The 15905-nt window shown below is 71.1% G+C and carries 7 protein-coding genes and 2 pseudogenes; 2 read left to right on the forward strand and 7 right to left on the reverse strand.

All coding sequences use genetic code 11. From position 1 onward, the window contains the following. Positions 1-17: 17 nt before the first annotated feature. Both MF408_RS06345 and MF408_RS06350 read left to right on the forward strand, forming a co-directional pair. Positions 18-2102 carry a response regulator transcription factor family protein gene (locus MF408_RS06345; protein ID WP_240250703.1) on the forward strand — a complete coding sequence of 695 codons (2085 nt, stop codon included), beginning with the start codon at positions 18-20 and terminating at the stop codon, positions 2100-2102. Between the two features lie 99 nt (positions 2103-2201). Next, positions 2202-2906 (forward strand): hypothetical protein, encoded by a 705-nt coding sequence (locus tag MF408_RS06350; RefSeq protein WP_240250704.1) that lies wholly within the window; start codon positions 2202-2204, stop codon positions 2904-2906. Between the two features lie 4 nt (positions 2907-2910). Here the strand turns inward: MF408_RS06350 and MF408_RS06355 are convergent, their stop codons facing one another. From MF408_RS06355 to MF408_RS06390, 7 genes and pseudogenes are all read right to left on the reverse strand, one after another. Beyond that, positions 2911-3522, reverse strand: a complete 612-nt coding sequence (locus MF408_RS06355; RefSeq protein WP_240250705.1) for a GrpB family protein — start codon at positions 3520-3522, stop codon at positions 2911-2913. A gap of 107 nt (positions 3523-3629) precedes the next feature. After that, positions 3630-7488 (reverse strand): annotated as a pseudogene (locus MF408_RS06365) (DNA-directed RNA polymerase subunit beta'). Between the two features lie 90 nt (positions 7489-7578). Then, positions 7579-11134, reverse strand: a pseudogene (locus MF408_RS06370) (DNA-directed RNA polymerase subunit beta). A 295-nt stretch (positions 11135-11429) separates the two neighbouring features. Beyond that, the gene (locus tag MF408_RS06375) at positions 11430-11642 is read right to left on the reverse strand and encodes a hypothetical protein (RefSeq protein ID WP_240250708.1); all 213 of its coding nucleotides are present in this window, start codon (positions 11640-11642) and stop codon (positions 11430-11432) included. Further along, entirely contained in the window at positions 11590-13125 is a 1536-nt protein-coding gene (locus MF408_RS06380) for a J domain-containing protein (protein ID WP_240250709.1), read from the reverse strand. Before MF408_RS06380 ends, MF408_RS06375 begins: the two co-directional genes overlap by 53 nt. Then, positions 13122-14474: an MlaD family protein gene (locus MF408_RS06385; protein WP_240250710.1), complete on the reverse strand. Its 1353-nt coding sequence runs from the start codon at positions 14472-14474 to the stop codon at positions 13122-13124. Before MF408_RS06385 ends, MF408_RS06380 begins: the two co-directional genes overlap by 4 nt. Next, positions 14471-15904: an MCE family protein gene (locus tag MF408_RS06390; protein WP_240250711.1), complete on the reverse strand. Its 1434-nt coding sequence runs from the start codon at positions 15902-15904 to the stop codon at positions 14471-14473. The genes MF408_RS06385 and MF408_RS06390 overlap by 4 nt, the downstream gene beginning before the upstream one ends. Position 15905 lies beyond the last annotated feature (1 nt).

Here is a 15905-nt window from a genome sequence, read left to right on the forward strand (position 1 = left end):
TGATCCCGGTCTACTTCATGCTGGGCCTGCTGGTCGTCGCGCGGCTGGCGTTCCGGCTGCGCAGCGGCACGGAGCGGGAGCGCCGCGGCCTCGCGTGGTTCCTGGGCGCCCACGTCCTGGTCGCCGTGGGCTACCTGGCGTTCGAGATCGGGCTGAGCCGCGAGGGCCGGTGGCTGCTCGCCGGTGTCGCGCTGATCTTCCTCGCGGAGGTGATGCTGCCCGCGTCGGTCTTCGTCCTCATCCGCCGCCAGACCTCGTGGCGGGTCGACCTCGCCGTCTCGCGGACGCTCGTCTGGGCCCTGCTCACGGCCAGTCTCGTGGCCGCCTACGTGCTCGCGGTCTGGGGCCTCAGCATGGTCGCGCCGTGGGACGAGGAGTCCTCCGGTGTGGTCGTGGTGGCGGGTCTGGCGCTCGCCGTGCTGCCGCTGCGCGACCTGCTGCAGCGGCAGGTCGAGCGGCTGGTCTTCGGCTCCGGCGCGGACCCCTCGGTGCTCCTCCAGCGGGTGGCGCACGCTCTCGACGCGGCCGACGACGACAGTCCGCTGCTCGCGGGCCTGCTGGCGAGCCTGCGCCGCGCGCTGCGGCTCGGCCACGTGGCGGTGGCCCTCCACGGCACCCCGGTCGCCAGTGCCGGGCGGTGGGACGCCGACGCCGACGGCCGGGCGGTCCGGATCGAGCTCGGGTCCGGCGGGCGCGTCGCGGGTGTGCTCACGGCCGCCGCTCCGCGCGGCGAGCGCCTCGACCCGCGCAGCATCCGGCTGCTGCGCCAGATCTCGGGCCTGGTGGCGGTGGCGGCGCAGCTCGACGACACCAACCGGGCGTTGGAGCGCGCGCGGGCGCGGCTGGTCGAGGTGCGGCACGAGGAGCGACGCCTGCTGCGCCGCGAGCTCCACGACGGGCTCGGGCCCGCCCTGTCCGGCACCGCCCTCGCCCTGGCCGCCGTCCCCCACACGTCCGCCCTGAGCCCCGACGACGCGGTGCTGCTGCGCCGCCTGGGCGAGGAGCTGACCCGGCGGGCGGAGGACGTGCGGCAGATGGCCCGGGTCCTGCTGCCCCCGGTCCTCGACGACGGCCGGCTCGGCGAGGCGCTCCGGTTGCTGGCCGAGCGGCACTCCACCTCGCGGTTCGCGGTCTCCGTGGACGCGCCGTACGCCGACCGGCTCGACGGGATCCACCAGGTCGTGGTCTACCAGGTCGCGGCCGAGGCGGTGCGCAACGCGTGGCGGCACGCCGAGGCGCACCGCTGCCTGGTCCGGCTGGAGCTGCCGGCCGCCGGGGGTGTCCGGCTCGAGGTCTGCGACGACGGCCGCGGCATCGGCGACGGCGTCGAGCCGGGCGTCGGCATGCGGTCGATGCGGGGAGCGCGCCGAGGAGCTCGGCGGCACGGTGACGGTCGACGGCGACCAGGGAGGGACGCGGGTGGCGATGGTGCTCCCATGACGGCGGTCGGGTCGATCAGGGTCCTGGTGGTGGACGACCACCCGGTGTTCCGCCTCGGGATGGCGGCGCTGCTGCGCACCCTCCCCGACGTCGAGCTGGTGGCCGAGGCCGCCACCGGGGCGGACGCGCTGGCCGCGGCCGAGCGCGACCGGCCCGACGTCGTGCTGATGGACCTCGACCTCGGTGCCGACTCCGGCGTCGAGACCACCCGCGAGCTGCTGCGCCGCGACCCGATGATCGGGGTGCTCGTCGTGACGATGCTGGGCGACGACGACTCGCTGTTCGCCTCGATCCGCGCCGGTGCCCGCGGCTTCCTGCTCAAGGGCGCGTCGCCGGAGGAGGTCGAGCGGGCGGTGCGGTCGGTCGCCAACGGCGACTTCCTGATGGGGCCGCAGCTCGCCCAGCGGGCCGCGGTCTACCTGTCCGGTGCCCGCACCCGCGGCGCGGTGCCGTTCCCCGAGCTGACCGACCGCGAGCGCGAGGTGGTCGACCTGGTGGCCCGCGGCTACGACAACGCCACGATCGCCCGCCGCCTCGTGCTCAGCGCCAAGACCGTCCGCAACTACGTCTACGGCGTGCTCGCCAAGCTCGACGTCCCCGACCGGGCGCAGCTGATCGTCCGGGCCCGGGAGGCGGGGCTCGGCGGCGACGAGACGGACTGACCCGGGCGGTCGCGCGCCGACGCGTCCCGGCCGGGGTGCCCGGCAGCTCGGGCCCTGGCGACCTGGCACCCGGGCTGCGCGCGCCGCGACGCTCGGCGCATGACGAACACCTCACCGCTCACCGAGCCCGGCATCCCGGACGCCCCCTCCCCCGCCCGTCGCTTCGCCGCCTGGCCGCTGCTCATCACCGCGTGCGGCGTCCTCGGCCTGGTCGCGCTGTTCCTCGAGGGCCGCCCCGAGACCAGCATCGAGGACTTCGAGTACCCGGTCGAGGCTGCCGACGTGCTCGCCGTCGACTGGCTGCCCTACCGGATCTCCGGCGCCCTCGGCTACCTCCTCGCCCTGCTCCTGCTGATCACGGCCGCGGTCTGGCGACACCGGGTGGAGCGCCGCTTCTCCGGCTCCCTCGGCGCCACCGTCGTCTCGTTCGGCGTGCTCGCCACGGCAGGCCTGGTGACCCTCGCCTACGGCTGGCGCGGCGCGCTCGGCGACTACCTCCCCGGCGCCGCGGAGGAGGACACCTACGACGCGGAGGGGCTCTACAACTACTTCATCCTCACCGACTTCAGCCCCTTCATCGCGTTCGTGCCGCTGCTCGCGTCGGCCTACGGCCTGGCCTGGATGGCCTTCCACGAGCGGCTGGTGTCCCGTGGGCTCGGCGCCTGCGCGGCGCTCCTCGCCACGGCAGCGCTCGGCGGCTGCCTGGCCACCGGGGTGCCCGGCATCGCCGGTGGCGCCGTGTTCGGCCTGGTGCCGGCCGGCGTCTGGCTCGCGTTCGGCAGGAGCGCGGTCACCGGCCGCTGACGCGTCACCCGGACAGCAGACCCGCCGCCCGGAAGGCCCGGTCGTAGATCTCACGGATCACCCGGGCCTTCCGGGCGTTGTACTCCATCACGTGCTCCCCCGCCGCGTTCGCCGCCTCCGCGGCCGCGAGCTTGGTCTCGCGGTAGAGGGCGAGGTCGTCGGGGTTGCCGGCCAGCCAGTCGCGGAACAGGCGGTTGCGCCACGGCTCCGGCGCGTCCGGGCCGAACACGTGCAGGTTGCAGCACGGCTGCTCGTGCCGCAGCAGGCGGTGCTCCCACCACCACGGCTCGCGGACCCGGAGCACGAAGCCGGCCGCCTCGAGAGCCGGCACGTACGCCGCCTCGTCGGCCGGGTCGGCGACCACCAGGTCCACGTCGACGATCGGCTTCGCCGGCAGTCCCGGCACCGACGTCGACCCGACGTGGTCCAGCGCCAGCACACGCCAGCCGAGGGCACCGCGGACCCGGTCGGCCAGGACGGCGTACCACTCCGTCCAGGCGGGGTCGGGGTCGGCGATGCTGATGCCGACCTGGGGCGCCGCACCCTGCACCCACGGGCTCGCTCCCGGCGGCGGCGGCGCCGCGTCGTGGCTGACGATCTGCTCCGGCGTCGGCACGCCGGGATCCTACGCCGGCGTCGCCGGGCGCCACGGCCTGCGTCGGGGTCTCCCGGAGATGCCGAAGGCCCTCCCGAGCAGTGCTCGGGAGGGCCTTCGTGCTCCGCTCAGTTCTGGTAGGAACCGAAGTCGAAGTCGTCCAGGGCCACCGCCTGGCCGCCGCCGCTGCCGAACTCGTAGTCGTAGGACTCGTAGCCGGTGACGGCGTAGGCCGCGGCGCGCGCCTCCTCGGTCGGCTCGACCCGGATGTTGCGGTAACGCTCCAGGCCGGTGCCGGCGGGGATCAGCTTGCCGATGATCACGTTCTCCTTCAGCCCGCGGAGCGAGTCGGAGCGCGCGTTGATCGCGGCGTCGGTGAGCACCCGGGTGGTCTCCTGGAAGGAGGCCGCCGAGAGCCACGACTCCGTGGCGAGCGACGCCTTGGTGATGCCCATCAGCTCGGGGCGGCCCGAGGCCGGCTTGCCGCTCTCGGACACCACGCGCCGGTTCTCCTCCTCGAAGAGCACCCGGTCGGTGAGGTCGGAGGGCAGCAGGTTGGTGTCGCCCGACTCGAGCACCGTGATCCGGCGCAGCATCTGCCGCACGATGATCTCGATGTGCTTGTCGTGGATCGACACGCCCTGGCTCCGGTAGACCTCCTGGACCTCGTCGACGAGGTGCTGCTGGGTCCGCCGGACACCGAGGATCCGCAGCACCTCCTTCGGGTCCGGGGTGCCCTGCGTGAGCATCTGGCCGACCTCGATGTGGTCGCCGTCGCCCACGAGGAGCCGCGAGCGGCGGGAGACGACGTACTCCTTGACGTCGCTGCCGTCGTCGGGGGTGACCAGGACCTTGCGGGCCTTGTCGGTCTCCTCGATCTGCACCCGGCCGGCGACCTCCGAGATCGGGGAGACGCCCTTGGGCGTGCGGGCCTCGAACAGCTCGACGACACGCGGCAGACCCTGCGTGATGTCGTCGGCCGACGCCACACCACCGGTGTGGAAGGTCCGCATCGTCAGCTGCGTGCCGGGCTCACCGATCGACTGGGCGGCGATGATGCCGACCGCCTCGCCGATGTCGACGAGCTTGCCGGTCGCCAGCGAGCGGCCGTAGCACTTCGCGCAGGTGCCGGTGCGGGCGTCGCAGGTCAGCACGGAGCGGACCACGACCTCCTCGATGCCGGCGGCGATCAGCTCGGCGATCTTGACGTCACCCAGGTCGTCGCCGGCGGAGGCGAGCACCCTCCCCGGAGTCGGGGTGGGTGATGTCGACCGCCGCGGTCCGGGCGTACGCCGAGGTCTCGACGTTCTCGTCCTTGAGGACCACGCCCGCCTCGTTGCGGACACCGATCCGCTTGGGCAGGCCGCGCTCGGTGCCGCAGTCGTCCTCGCGGATGATGACGTCCTGCGACACGTCGACCAGGCGCCGGGTCAGGTAGCCCGAGTCGGCGGTGCGCAGCGCGGTGTCGGCCAGGCCCTTCCGGGCGCCGTGGGTGGAGATGAAGTACTCCAGCACGGAGAGACCCTCGCGGAAGTTCGCCTTGATCGGCCGCGGGATGATCTCGCCCTTGGGGTTCGCCACCAGGCCACGCATGGCGCCGACCTGGCGGATCTGGTTGAAGTTTCCGGAGGCACCGGAGATGACCTGCATGAAGATCGGGTTCGTCTTGTCGAACGCCGCCTCCATCGCATCACCGACCAGCTTGCCGGCCTCGGTCCAGATCTCGATGAGCTCCTGGCGACGCTCGTCGTCGGTGATCAGGCCGCGCTCGAACTGCTTCTGGATCTTCGCAGCCTTCTCCTCGAACTCGCCGAGGATCTCCGCCTTGTTGGGCGGCGTCGTCACGTCGGCGATCGACACCGTCACGCCGGACCGGGTGGCCCAGTGGAAGCCGGTGTCCTTGAGCGCGTCGAGCGACGCGGCGACCTCGACCTTGCCGTAGCGCTCGGCGAGGTCGTTGACGATCTGACCGAGCTGCTTCTTGCCGACCTCGTAGTTCACGTACGGGTAGTCGGCGGGCAGGGTGTCGTTGAACAGCGCCCGGCCCAGGGTGGTCTCCATGGTGACCGGCTCGCCGGGCTCGACGCCCTGCACGACCGCGTCGGTGAACCGGATGCGGACCTTGCTCTGCAGCGTGATCTCGCCCCGGTCGAACGCCATGATCGCCTCGGCCGGCGACGAGAACACCCGGCCCTCACCGGCCGAGCCCTCACGCTCGGTGGTGAGGAAGTAGAGGCCGATGATCATGTCCTGGGTCGGCATGGTGACCGGCCGGCCGTCGGACGGCTTGAGGATGTTGTTGGTCGACAGCATCAGGATCCGCGCCTCGGCCTGGGCCTCGGCCGACAGCGGCAGGTGCACCGCCATCTGGTCGCCGTCGAAGTCCGCGTTGAACGCGGTGCAGACGAGCGGGTGGATCTGGATCGCCTTGCCCTCGATCAGCTGCGGCTCGAACGCCTGGATGCCGAGACGGTGCAGCGTGGGCGCCCGGTTGAGGAGCACCGGGTGCTCGGTGATGACCTCCTCCAGCACGTCCCACACGACCGGGCGGGCCCGCTCGACCATCCGCTTGGCGGACTTGATGTTCTGGGCGTGCGACAGGTCGACCAGCCGCTTCATCACGAACGGCTTGAACAGCTCGAGCGCCATCTGCTTCGGCAGGCCGCACTGGTGCAGCTTGAGCTGCGGACCCGACACGATGACCGACCGGCCGGAGTAGTCGACGCGCTTGCCGAGCAGGTTCTGGCGGAACCGGCCCTGCTTGCCCTTGAGCATGTCGGACAGCGACTTCAACGGCCGGTTGCCCGGGCCGGTGACCGGACGGCCACGGCGGCCGTTGTCGAACAGCGAGTCGACGGCCTCCTGCAGCATCCGCTTCTCGTTGTTGACGATGATCTCGGGCGCGCCGAGGTCGAGCAGCCGCTTGAGCCGGTTGTTGCGGTTGATGACCCGGCGGTAGAGGTCGTTGAGGTCGGAGGTCGCGAAGCGGCCACCGTCGAGCTGCACCATCGGCCGCAGGTCCGGCGGGATGACCGGCACCGCGTCGAGCACCATGCCCTGCGGCTTGTTGCCGGTCTTGCGGAACGCCTCGACGACCTTGAGCCGCTTGAGGGCACGGACCTTGCGCTGGCCCTTGCCGTTGGCGATCGTGTCGCGCAGCGAGGCGACCTCGGCGTCGATGTCGAAGTTCTCGAGGCGCTTCTGGATCGCCGTGGCGCCCATGTAGCCCTCGAAGTACTTGCCGAACCAGGTCTTCAGCTCGCGGTAGAGGACCTCGTCGCCCATCAGGTCCTGGACCTTGAGGTTCTTGAAGGTCTCCCAGACCTCCTCGAGCCGGGCGATCTCGGCGTCGTGCCGGGCGCGGAGCTTGTCCATCTCGCGCTCGCCGCCCTCGCGGACCTTGCGCTTCTGGTCGGCCTTGGCACCCTCGGCCTCGAGCTGGGCGAGGTCGGTCTCCAGCTTCTGCGCCCGCTCCTCGACGATCGAGTCGCGGCGCTTCTGGATGTTCTCGCGCTGCATCTGGATCTTCGACTCGAGCGAGGAGAGGTCGCGGTGGCGCGCGTCCTCGTCGACGCTGGTGATCATGTAGGCGGCGAAGTAGATGACCTTCTCCAGGTCCTTCGGCGCCAGGTCGAGCAGGTAGCCGAGCCGGCTGGGCACGCCCTTGAAGTACCAGATGTGGGTCACCGGGGCGGCGAGCTCGATGTGGCCCATCCGCTCGCGGCGCACCTTGGAGCGGGTCACCTCGACGCCGCAGCGCTCGCAGATGATGCCCTTGAAGCGGACCCGCTTGTACTTGCCGCAGTAGCACTCCCAGTCCCGGGTGGGACCGAAGATCTTCTCGCAGAAGAGGCCGTCACGCTCGGGCTTGAGCGTGCGGTAGTTGATGGTCTCCGGCTTCTTGACCTCGCCGTGGCTCCACGTGCGGATGTCGTCCGCGGTGGCCAGGCCGATCTGAAGCTGGTCGAAGAAGTTGACGTCGAGCACTTGGCTGATTCCCTCGATAGTTCTGAAAAAGTCAGTGATGGGGGGCGGGGCGGGGCGGCCGGCGCGACGAGGCGCGCCGGCCGCTCCTCGTCACACCTCTTCGACGGACGACGGCTCGCGACGGGACAGGTCGATGCCGAGCTCCTCGGCGGCGCGGAAGACGTCCTCCTCCGCGTCGCGCATCTCGATGGCCGTGCCGTCCTGCGACAGCACCTCCACGTTGAGGCAGAGCGACTGCATCTCCTTGACGAGCACCTTGAACGACTCCGGGATGCCGGAGTCGGGGATGTTCTCGCCCTTGACGATCGCCTCGTAGACCTTGACCCGGCCCGGCACGTCGTCGGACTTGATGGTCAGCAGCTCCTGCAGGGCGTAGGCGGCGCCGTAGGCCTCCATCGCCCAGACCTCCATCTCGCCGAAGCGCTGGCCACCGAACTGGGCCTTACCGCCGAGCGGCTGCTGGGTGATCATCGAGTACGGACCGGTCGACCGCGCGTGGATCTTGTCGTCGACGAGGTGGTGGAGCTTGAGGATGTACATGTAGCCCACCGACACCGGGTCCGTGAACGGCTCGCCGGAGCGGCCGTCGAAGAGCCGGGCCTTGCCGTCGGAGCCGATCATCCGCACGCCGTCGCGGTTGGGCAGCGTGGAGCCGAGCAGGCCGGTGATCTCGTCCTCGCGAGCGCCGTCGAACACCGGCGTCGCCAGCTTGGTGTCGGGCTCGGCGCTCTCGGCACCGATCTCGATCAGCCGCTTGGCCCAGTCCTCGTCCTGCAGGTCGGCGTCGATGTGCCAGCCCTGCTTGCCGAGCCAGCCGAGGTGCAGCTCGAGGATCTGGCCGATGTTCATCCGTCGCGGCACGCCCAGCGGGTTGAGCACCACGTCGACCGGGGTGCCGTCCTCCATGAACGGCATGTCCTCGACCGGCAGGATCTTGGCGATGACGCCCTTGTTGCCGTGGCGGCCGGCGAGCTTGTCGCCCACCGAGATCTTCCGCTTCTGCGCGACGTAGACGCGCACCAGCTGGTTGACGCCCGGCGGCAGCTCGTCGCCCTCCTCGCGGTCGAAGACCCGCACGCCGATGACGGTGCCGGACTCGCCGTGCGGCACCTTCATCGAGGTGTCGCGGACCTCGCGCGCCTTCTCGCCGAAGATCGCGCGGAGCAGCCGCTCCTCGGGGGTCAGCTCGGTCTCGCCCTTGGGGGTCACCTTGCCGACGAGGATGTCACCGGTGGTCACCTCGGCGCCGATCCGGATGATGCCGCGCTCGTCGAGGTCGGCGAGCATCTCCTCGCTGACGTTCGGGATGTCGCGGGTGATCTCCTCCGGACCCAGCTTGGTGTCGCGGGCGTCGACCTCGTGCTCCTCGATGTGGATCGAGGTGAGGACGTCCTCCTGCACCAGCCGCTGGCTGAGGATGATGGCGTCCTCGTAGTTGTGGCCCTCCCACGGCATGAACGCCACGAGCAGGTTGGTGCCCAGCGCCATCTCGGCGTTGTCGGTGCACGGGCCGTCGGCGATGGGCGAGCCCACCTCGAGCCGGTCGCCGGCCGAGACCAGCGGCCGCTGGTTGATCGACGTGCCCTGGTTGGAGCGACGGAACTTCGCCAGCTTGTAGGTCTGGTAGGTGCCGTCGTCGTTCATCACCTCGACCAGGTCGGCGGAGACGTCCTTGACCACGCCGGCCTTCTCGGCCACGAGCACGTCACCGGCGTCGACCGCGGCGCGGTACTCGATGCCGGTGCCGACGATCGGGCTGTCGCTGCGGATCAGCGGCACGGCCTGGCGCTGCATGTTGGCGCCCATCAGCGCACGGTTGGCGTCGTCGTGCTCGAGGAACGGGATCAGCGCGGTCGCGACCGACACCATCTGCCGCGGCGAGACGTCCATGTAGTCGACCTCGTCGCGGGAGATCTCCGAGACCTCGCCGTTGCGCTGGCGGACCAGCACCCGCTCCTCCACGAACCGGCCCTCGGCGTCGAGCGCCGCGTTGGCCTGCGCGATGACGTAGCGGTCCTCGTCGTCGGCGGTGAGGTAGTCGACCTGGTCGGTGACCTGACCGTCGGCGACCTTGCGGTACGGCGTCTCGACGAAGCCGAACGGGTTGATCCGGCCGTAGGACGCCAGCGAGCCGATCAGACCGATGTTGGGACCCTCAGGGGTCTCGATCGGGCACATCCGGCCGTAGTGCGACGGGTGGACGTCGCGGACCTCCATGCCGGCGCGGTCGCGCGACAGGCCGCCGGGGGCCCAGCGCCGAGAGGCGGCGCTTGTGGGTCAGGCCCGCGATCGGGTTGGTCTGGTCCATGAACTGCGAGAGCTGCGAGGTGCCGAAGAACTCCTTCAGCGCCGCCACGACCGGGCGGATGTTGATCAGCGACTGCGGCGTGATCGCCTCGACGTCCTGGGTCGTCATCCGCTCGCGGACGACCCGCTCCATGCGGGCCAGGCCGGTGCGCAGCTGGTTCTGGATCAGCTCGCCCACCGTGCGCATCCGGCGGTTGCCGAAGTGGTCGATGTCGTCGGCGCCGATCTCCATCGGGTGACCGTCGGCGTCCAGCACCTCGTTGCCGTCACCGTCGACGAGCCGGTCGTCGCCGTTGTGCAGCTGCACGATGAACCGGACCGCGGCGAGGATGTCCTCGAGGGTCAGGGTCTGCTGGTCGAACGGCTGGTCGAGGCCGAGCTTCTTGTTGATCTTGTAGCGGCCGACCTTGGCCAGGTCGTAGCGCTTGGGGTTGAAGTAGTAGTTGTTGAGCAGCGTCTCCGCGGCCTCCGGCGTCGGCGGCTCGCCCGGGCGCAGCTTGCGGTAGATGTCGAGCAGCGCGAGGCGGCGGACCTCGGCGTCGACCTGCTCCTGGGTGGGCTCCTGGCGCAGCTTCTTGGTGAGGTCCTCGCGGACGGAGGTGGTGTTGATGCTGTCCTTCTCGAGGGTCAGCATCATCGACTCGTAGTTGCCGAACTGGCGGCGGATCTCGTCCTCGGCCAGACCGAGCGCCTTGAGCAGCACGGTGACGTTCTGCTTGCGCTTGCGGTCGAGGCGGACGCCGACGATGTCGCGCTTGTCGATCTCGAACTCGAGCCAGGCACCGCGGCTCGGGATCATCTTGGCGGTGTAGATGTCCTTGTCGGAGGTCTTGTCGGCCGCGCGCTCGAAGTAGACACCGGGCGAGCGCACCAGCTGGGAGACGACGACCCGCTCGGTGCCGTTGATGACGAAGGTGCCCTTGGGGGTCATGAGCGGGAAGTCGCCCATGAAGACCGTCTGGCCCTTGATCTCACCGGTCTCGTTGTTGGTGAACTCGGCCGAGACGTAGAGCGGCGCGGAGTAGGTGAGGTCCTTCTCCTTGCACTCGTCGACGGTGTACTTCGGGTCGTAGAAGACCGGGTTCTCGAACGACAGCGACATGGTCTCGGAGAAGTCCTCGATCGGGGAGATCTCCTCGAAGATCTCCTCGAGGCCCGACTTCTCGGAGGCGTCCTCGCCGGCCTCCCTGCGGGCGGCGATGCGCGCCTTGTGGGCGTCGTTGCCGACGAGCCAGTCGAAGCTGTCGGTCTGGAGGGAGAGGAGCTGCGGGAGCTCGAGCGGCTCCTGGATCTTTGCGAAAGAGATGCGGGACTTACCGGGAGTGGTGCGCGCGGCCAAGAGTTGTCCTTCGACGGGTTCGCTCTCTGAGGCGCCAGGCCCACCACATCATCGGCCACCGGGCAGGCCGAAGCGCATCTGAGGGCAGGCGCAAGGCGCCACGATACACGAAATCCGGGCGCAAACCAATCGCGGCGCCACCCGCTGGCGAGGCCGTGAACCACCGGAGCCTCCAGCCAGGGACGAGCCCTCCCGGGATCATGCTGTGCGCACCGGCTCAGGTCAAGCGCGCCACCCCGGCGGGGCCTGTCCGTCTACTGTCCGTCAACTGTCCGTCAGCAGTCCGGCGGGCTGCTCACCCGCAGTCGCGCTCGGTGCAGGCAGCGTCGATCAGCCACTCCCCGCCCTCCCCGTCCTCGCGCACCATGGTCAGGTTGGCCCACATCCGCAGCGTCCGCGCGGCCGCGTCGCCCTTCTGGCTGTCCTGCTCGAGGTAGACGAGGACCTCCGCCCGGTCACCTGCTGGGGCGACCCGGGTCAGCCCGGTGCCGGAGACGGCCGCGGTCACGACCACCTGCTCGGCCTCGACCTGCTCGCGGATGTCGTCGAGGAGCGCCGACCGCTGCTCTGCGAAGCCGTCGGTCAGGTGCGGCCGCGCCCGCTCGAGGTCCTCGTCGAGCGTGCGGTAGTCGTAGGAGAACACCTCGGGGACGGCCGCCGCGGCCGCGTCCTCGGCCTGCTGGCCGGCCGCCTCCGCGGCCACGGCCTGCTCCTCCTGGTCCGCCGGCGAGTCCGCCCCGCGGCTGCCCGGCCACGACCACACCACCACGAGGAGGACGAGGGCGACCACGGCGACGACGGCGGCGGCCGCCAGCGCCCACCTCGGTGGGCCGGACCGGCGCGGACGCTCGGCAGGCTCGCCGTCGGGCTGGTGGTCGGGCTCGCCGTCGGGGTGGTCGACGGGCTCCTGGTCCGGGTCGACCGGCTCGTCGGGGGGCGCCGTCGTCGTCGACGGCGGGAGCCGGCTTGGTGAGGTCGACCTGCGGGGCGCCGTCCGCGTCGTCAGCGGGCTCCTCCTCGGCACGCGCGGCGGCCAGCTCGGCGTCGTACGCCGCCCGGCGGTCGGCGTCGAGGAGCACCGCGGCGGCGTCGTTGAACGCCCGGAACCTCCGGTCGGTCGGCTCGAGGTCGGCGATCGCCGCCTTCCAGGCGGCGCGGATCTCGTCGGTCGTCGCGTCCTCGGGGACGTCGAGCAGGTCGTAGAGGTTGGGGCTCACGGTGTCGTCGCCTCGCTCGAGGGGCTCGCAGGGCTCGAGGGGCTGGAGGGGCTGGACGGGCTCGCCGGGCTGGACGGGGTGGGTCCGCCGCTGTCGTCCTGCGGTGCCTGCTCCGGGATCGAGGGCTGGGAGAACGGCGGGAGCCCGTCGTCGACGTCGTCGAGGTCGTCGACGAGCCACCGGCCCTCGACCTGGACCAGCGACACCTCGTAGCGGAACCGCTGGGGCCCCGAGGTGAGCCGCGGCCCCTCCCCCGTCCCCGCGCTCATCGTCACCGGTCGCGTCGTCGTCACCGGCGCCCGGGTCGGGCGCGGGGTAGGAGAGCTCGACCGTGCCGGCGACGAGCACCTGGGCCGAGTCGACGTCGTGGGTCGCGACGCCGACGCCCCACACCGTGGCCTCCCGCGACGCGCCGAGCTGCTTCACGGTCTCCTCGGCGTAGCCGACGTTCTCGGTGAACACGTCGGCGAACCGGGCGGTCATCAGGTCGGCGACCGCGGCGTAGTCGGGCATCGTGCCCTGGTCGTCGAGCAGGTCGGGGCCGTAGGTGTTGAAGCGGGTCACGAACTCGCGGGCGAGCGCGAGCAGCTGCTCGCGCTCGTCGGCCTCGGGTCGGTTCGGGGGCGCGTCGTCGCGCAACGACTGGAGGCGCTCGCCGATCCCGTCGCCGGCGGCCCGGGTGGCGACGACGGTCGCGACCGCGGCCAGGCACCCGACCGTCACCAGGAGGAGGACGGCGAGGACGACCCAGCGGACAGCAGGAGAGGCCGTCACCCCTGAGCGTCCAGCAGGGGTTCCAGGTAGAGCCACTTCCACGAGTCCTCTCCGAGCGACGGCGGCGCCACGTTACCGCCCACCGGCAACCCGGCCTGCGACCCGTCCGGCGACCCCGCCGACGATGGGGCCGGCGTCGTGGACCGGGCAGGGCCGGTGGCGTCCCAGTCGAGCTCGCCGGTCTCGGGGTCGAACGACGCGAGCACCTCCTCGCCGGCGTCCGGGACGCCGTCGAGGTCGGGCGTCACCCGCGGGAGGTTCTGGAAGCCGCGCGGGTTGCTCTTCGTCGGCGGCTCGGTGCACTGCGCGTCGAGGTTGAACAGCCGGTCCTCGCGGTCGTTGGGCCCGCGGGTGACGGTGCCCTCGTAGCCGGCGTAGCACGGCGGCGTCGTGGTCAGGATCAGGCCGATGTGGGTGTCGTAGAGGTTGGTCCCGGGGCTCTTCGCGATCACTCCGAACGCCCCCTCGAGGACGATCGGGTAGGCGATGAGGAGGGTCCGGATCCCCGGGATGTTCTTCACGACCACACGCCCGGTGGTGATGACGTTGTTGAGCAGCTCCGCGAGCGGCGCCTCGTTCTGCTCCAGGAACGTGCGCAGCTGGTTGGCGGTGAACGAGCCGCTGTCGATCACCTTGCGCAGGTGACGGTCGGCGCCGACGAGAGCCGTCGAGAACGACGACAGCCGGTCGGCGAACATCCGCAGCGACGACTCGGAGTCGCGCTGGCCGCGGAGGACGACGTTGGCGTCGCGGATCAGGGCGGTGGTGAGCTCGAAGTTCGCATCGGCGGTCTCGATGAACGAGTTGCCGGTGTCGATGATCTGCTGCAGGTCCTCGCCGGTGCCGCCGAACGCCTCGCCGAGCTCGTGGATCGTCGTCCGGAGCGCCTCGCGGTCGACGCTGTCGACGGTCGTGGCGATGTCGCCGAGGAGCTTCTCGGTCGCGATCGGAGTGGCGACGTCGGTGATCCGGTCGCCGTCCTCGAGGTAGGGGCCGTCGTCGGTGTGGGGCTGGAGCTCGACGTACTGCTCGCCGACGGCGGAACGGTTGCCGACCAGCGCCCGGGAGTCGGCCGGGATCTCGTCCCACGCGTTCTCGATCTCGAGGTGCACGTCGACACCGTCGTCGGTCAGCTCGAGCTCGGTGACCTTGCCGATGCCCACGCCGCGGTAGGTGACCTCGCCGCCGACGAAGATGCCGCCGGACTCGGGGTAGTGCGCGACCACGGTGTAGGACCGGTCGAGGAGGACCCGGTCGAGCTGGGCGTAGCGCGCGCCGACGAACGACACCCCGACCAGGGTGATGACCGCGAACACCAGCAGCTGGATCTTCGTACGCCGTGTGATCACCGGGCACCGCCTCCCCGAGCGAGCCCGCGAGCAGGCTGACGAGCGCCGGGTCGTGGTCGCCGGCGATGCGCGGCGCGGAGGGCTGGTCCGGCGCGCCGACCGGCGCGCGGGCCAGTCCCAGGCCCTGGAGCAGCTGGTCGAGCTGCAGCCCGCCGAGCCCGAGCTCGTCGGCCAGCGCGGTCACCGTGCTGGCCGACGCCTGGCCGCCGCGACCGCCGGACCGGCCGCTGAGGACGTCGCAGAGGACCGGCAGCTCGGCGGCGTCGCAGATCGCCCCGATGACGTTGCCCGGCAGGGACGCGCAGTCGGGGTTGCTGAGGCGGATGCACTGCTGCAGCGCCTTCCCGATCTCGTCGCAGAGCTTCACGAGGTCGAGGAGGGGCAGGTTGGCGGGTGCCAGCTCGGTGCACGGCAGGCCCGGGAGCTCCAGCGTCTGCAGGTCGAGGTCGAGCTCGACGGAGAGGTTGACGTAGTCGCCCATGTGGATGTTGCGCGCGACCGCGGGGTCGCGGCCGATGACGTCGTCGGCGAACGGGAAGCTGTAGAAGATGTTGAGGGCGTCGACGAACGACTTCCCGGCGCGGTTGAGCTGGAGCAGCACCGGCTCGAGCAGCCGGAGCGTGCTCATGGTGGAGTCCTTGGTCTGCCGGATCACCCGCACGCCGACGTCGCCGAGCCGCTCCAGCCCCTCCAGCATCGCCACCAGGTCGGAGCGCTGCCGGTCGATGGAGTCGAGCGCGCTCGGCAGCTCCTCGAGCGCCCGGTCGATGCTGTCCATGTGGCGCCGGGCGCCCACGGACAGCCGGTTGAGTGACCGGATGGCTCCGACGATGTCGGCCTTGCGGTCGTCGAGCTGGCCCATCAGCGACTCGACCTGCCGCAGGACCGACCGTGCGGAGTCCTCCCGGCCCTCGAGCGCGAGGTTGAGCTCGGTGGTGATCGTCTTGAGCTGGGCGACACCGCCGCCGTTGAGGACCAGGCTGAGCGCGCCGAGCACCTCCTCGACCTCGGGGTTGCGGCCGCCGTTCTCGATCTCGTCGCCGTCGCCGAGCGGGTCGCCGGAGGGGGTCGGCGGGCATCTCGAGCGAGACGAACTTCTCGCCGAGGAGGCTGGTCTGGCGGATCTTGGCCTCGGCGTTGTCGGGCAGGCCGGTGTCGTCGCGGAGCTCCAGCGTGACCTCGGCGGTGTAGCCGTCGAGCTCGATGTCGCTCACCTGCCCGACGGTGACGTCGTTGACCTTCACCGACGACTTCGGCACCAGGTCGAGCACGTCCTCGAAATAGACCTTCACCGTGATCGGGTCGTCGCCCACGTCGGCGCCGCCGGGGAGCGGGAGCTGGTAGACGTCGAAGTCGCAGCCGGTGAGCAGCACCGAGCCCGCCAGCAGACCGGCCGCGGCCCGGGCCATCGTGCGGAGCCTCGTGCGCATG

The sequence above is a fragment of the Nocardioides sp. TF02-7 genome, from assembly GCF_022437945.1.
In the GTDB taxonomy this organism is placed as follows: domain Bacteria; phylum Actinomycetota; class Actinomycetes; order Propionibacteriales; family Nocardioidaceae; genus Nocardioides.

Excerpts from the sequence above, each read along its gene's own strand:
- MF408_RS06390 (WP_240250711.1), bottom strand. The coding sequence starts at position 15,904 with ATGCGCACGAGGCTCCGCACGATGGCCCGGGCCGCGGCCGGTCTGCTG.
- MF408_RS06350 (WP_240250704.1), top strand. The coding sequence starts at position 2,202 with ATGACGAACACCTCACCGCTCACCGAGCCCGGCATCCCGGACGCCCCC.
- MF408_RS06345 (WP_240250703.1), top strand. The coding sequence starts at position 18 with ATGCTGGGCCTGCTGGTCGTCGCGCGGCTGGCGTTCCGGCTGCGCAGC.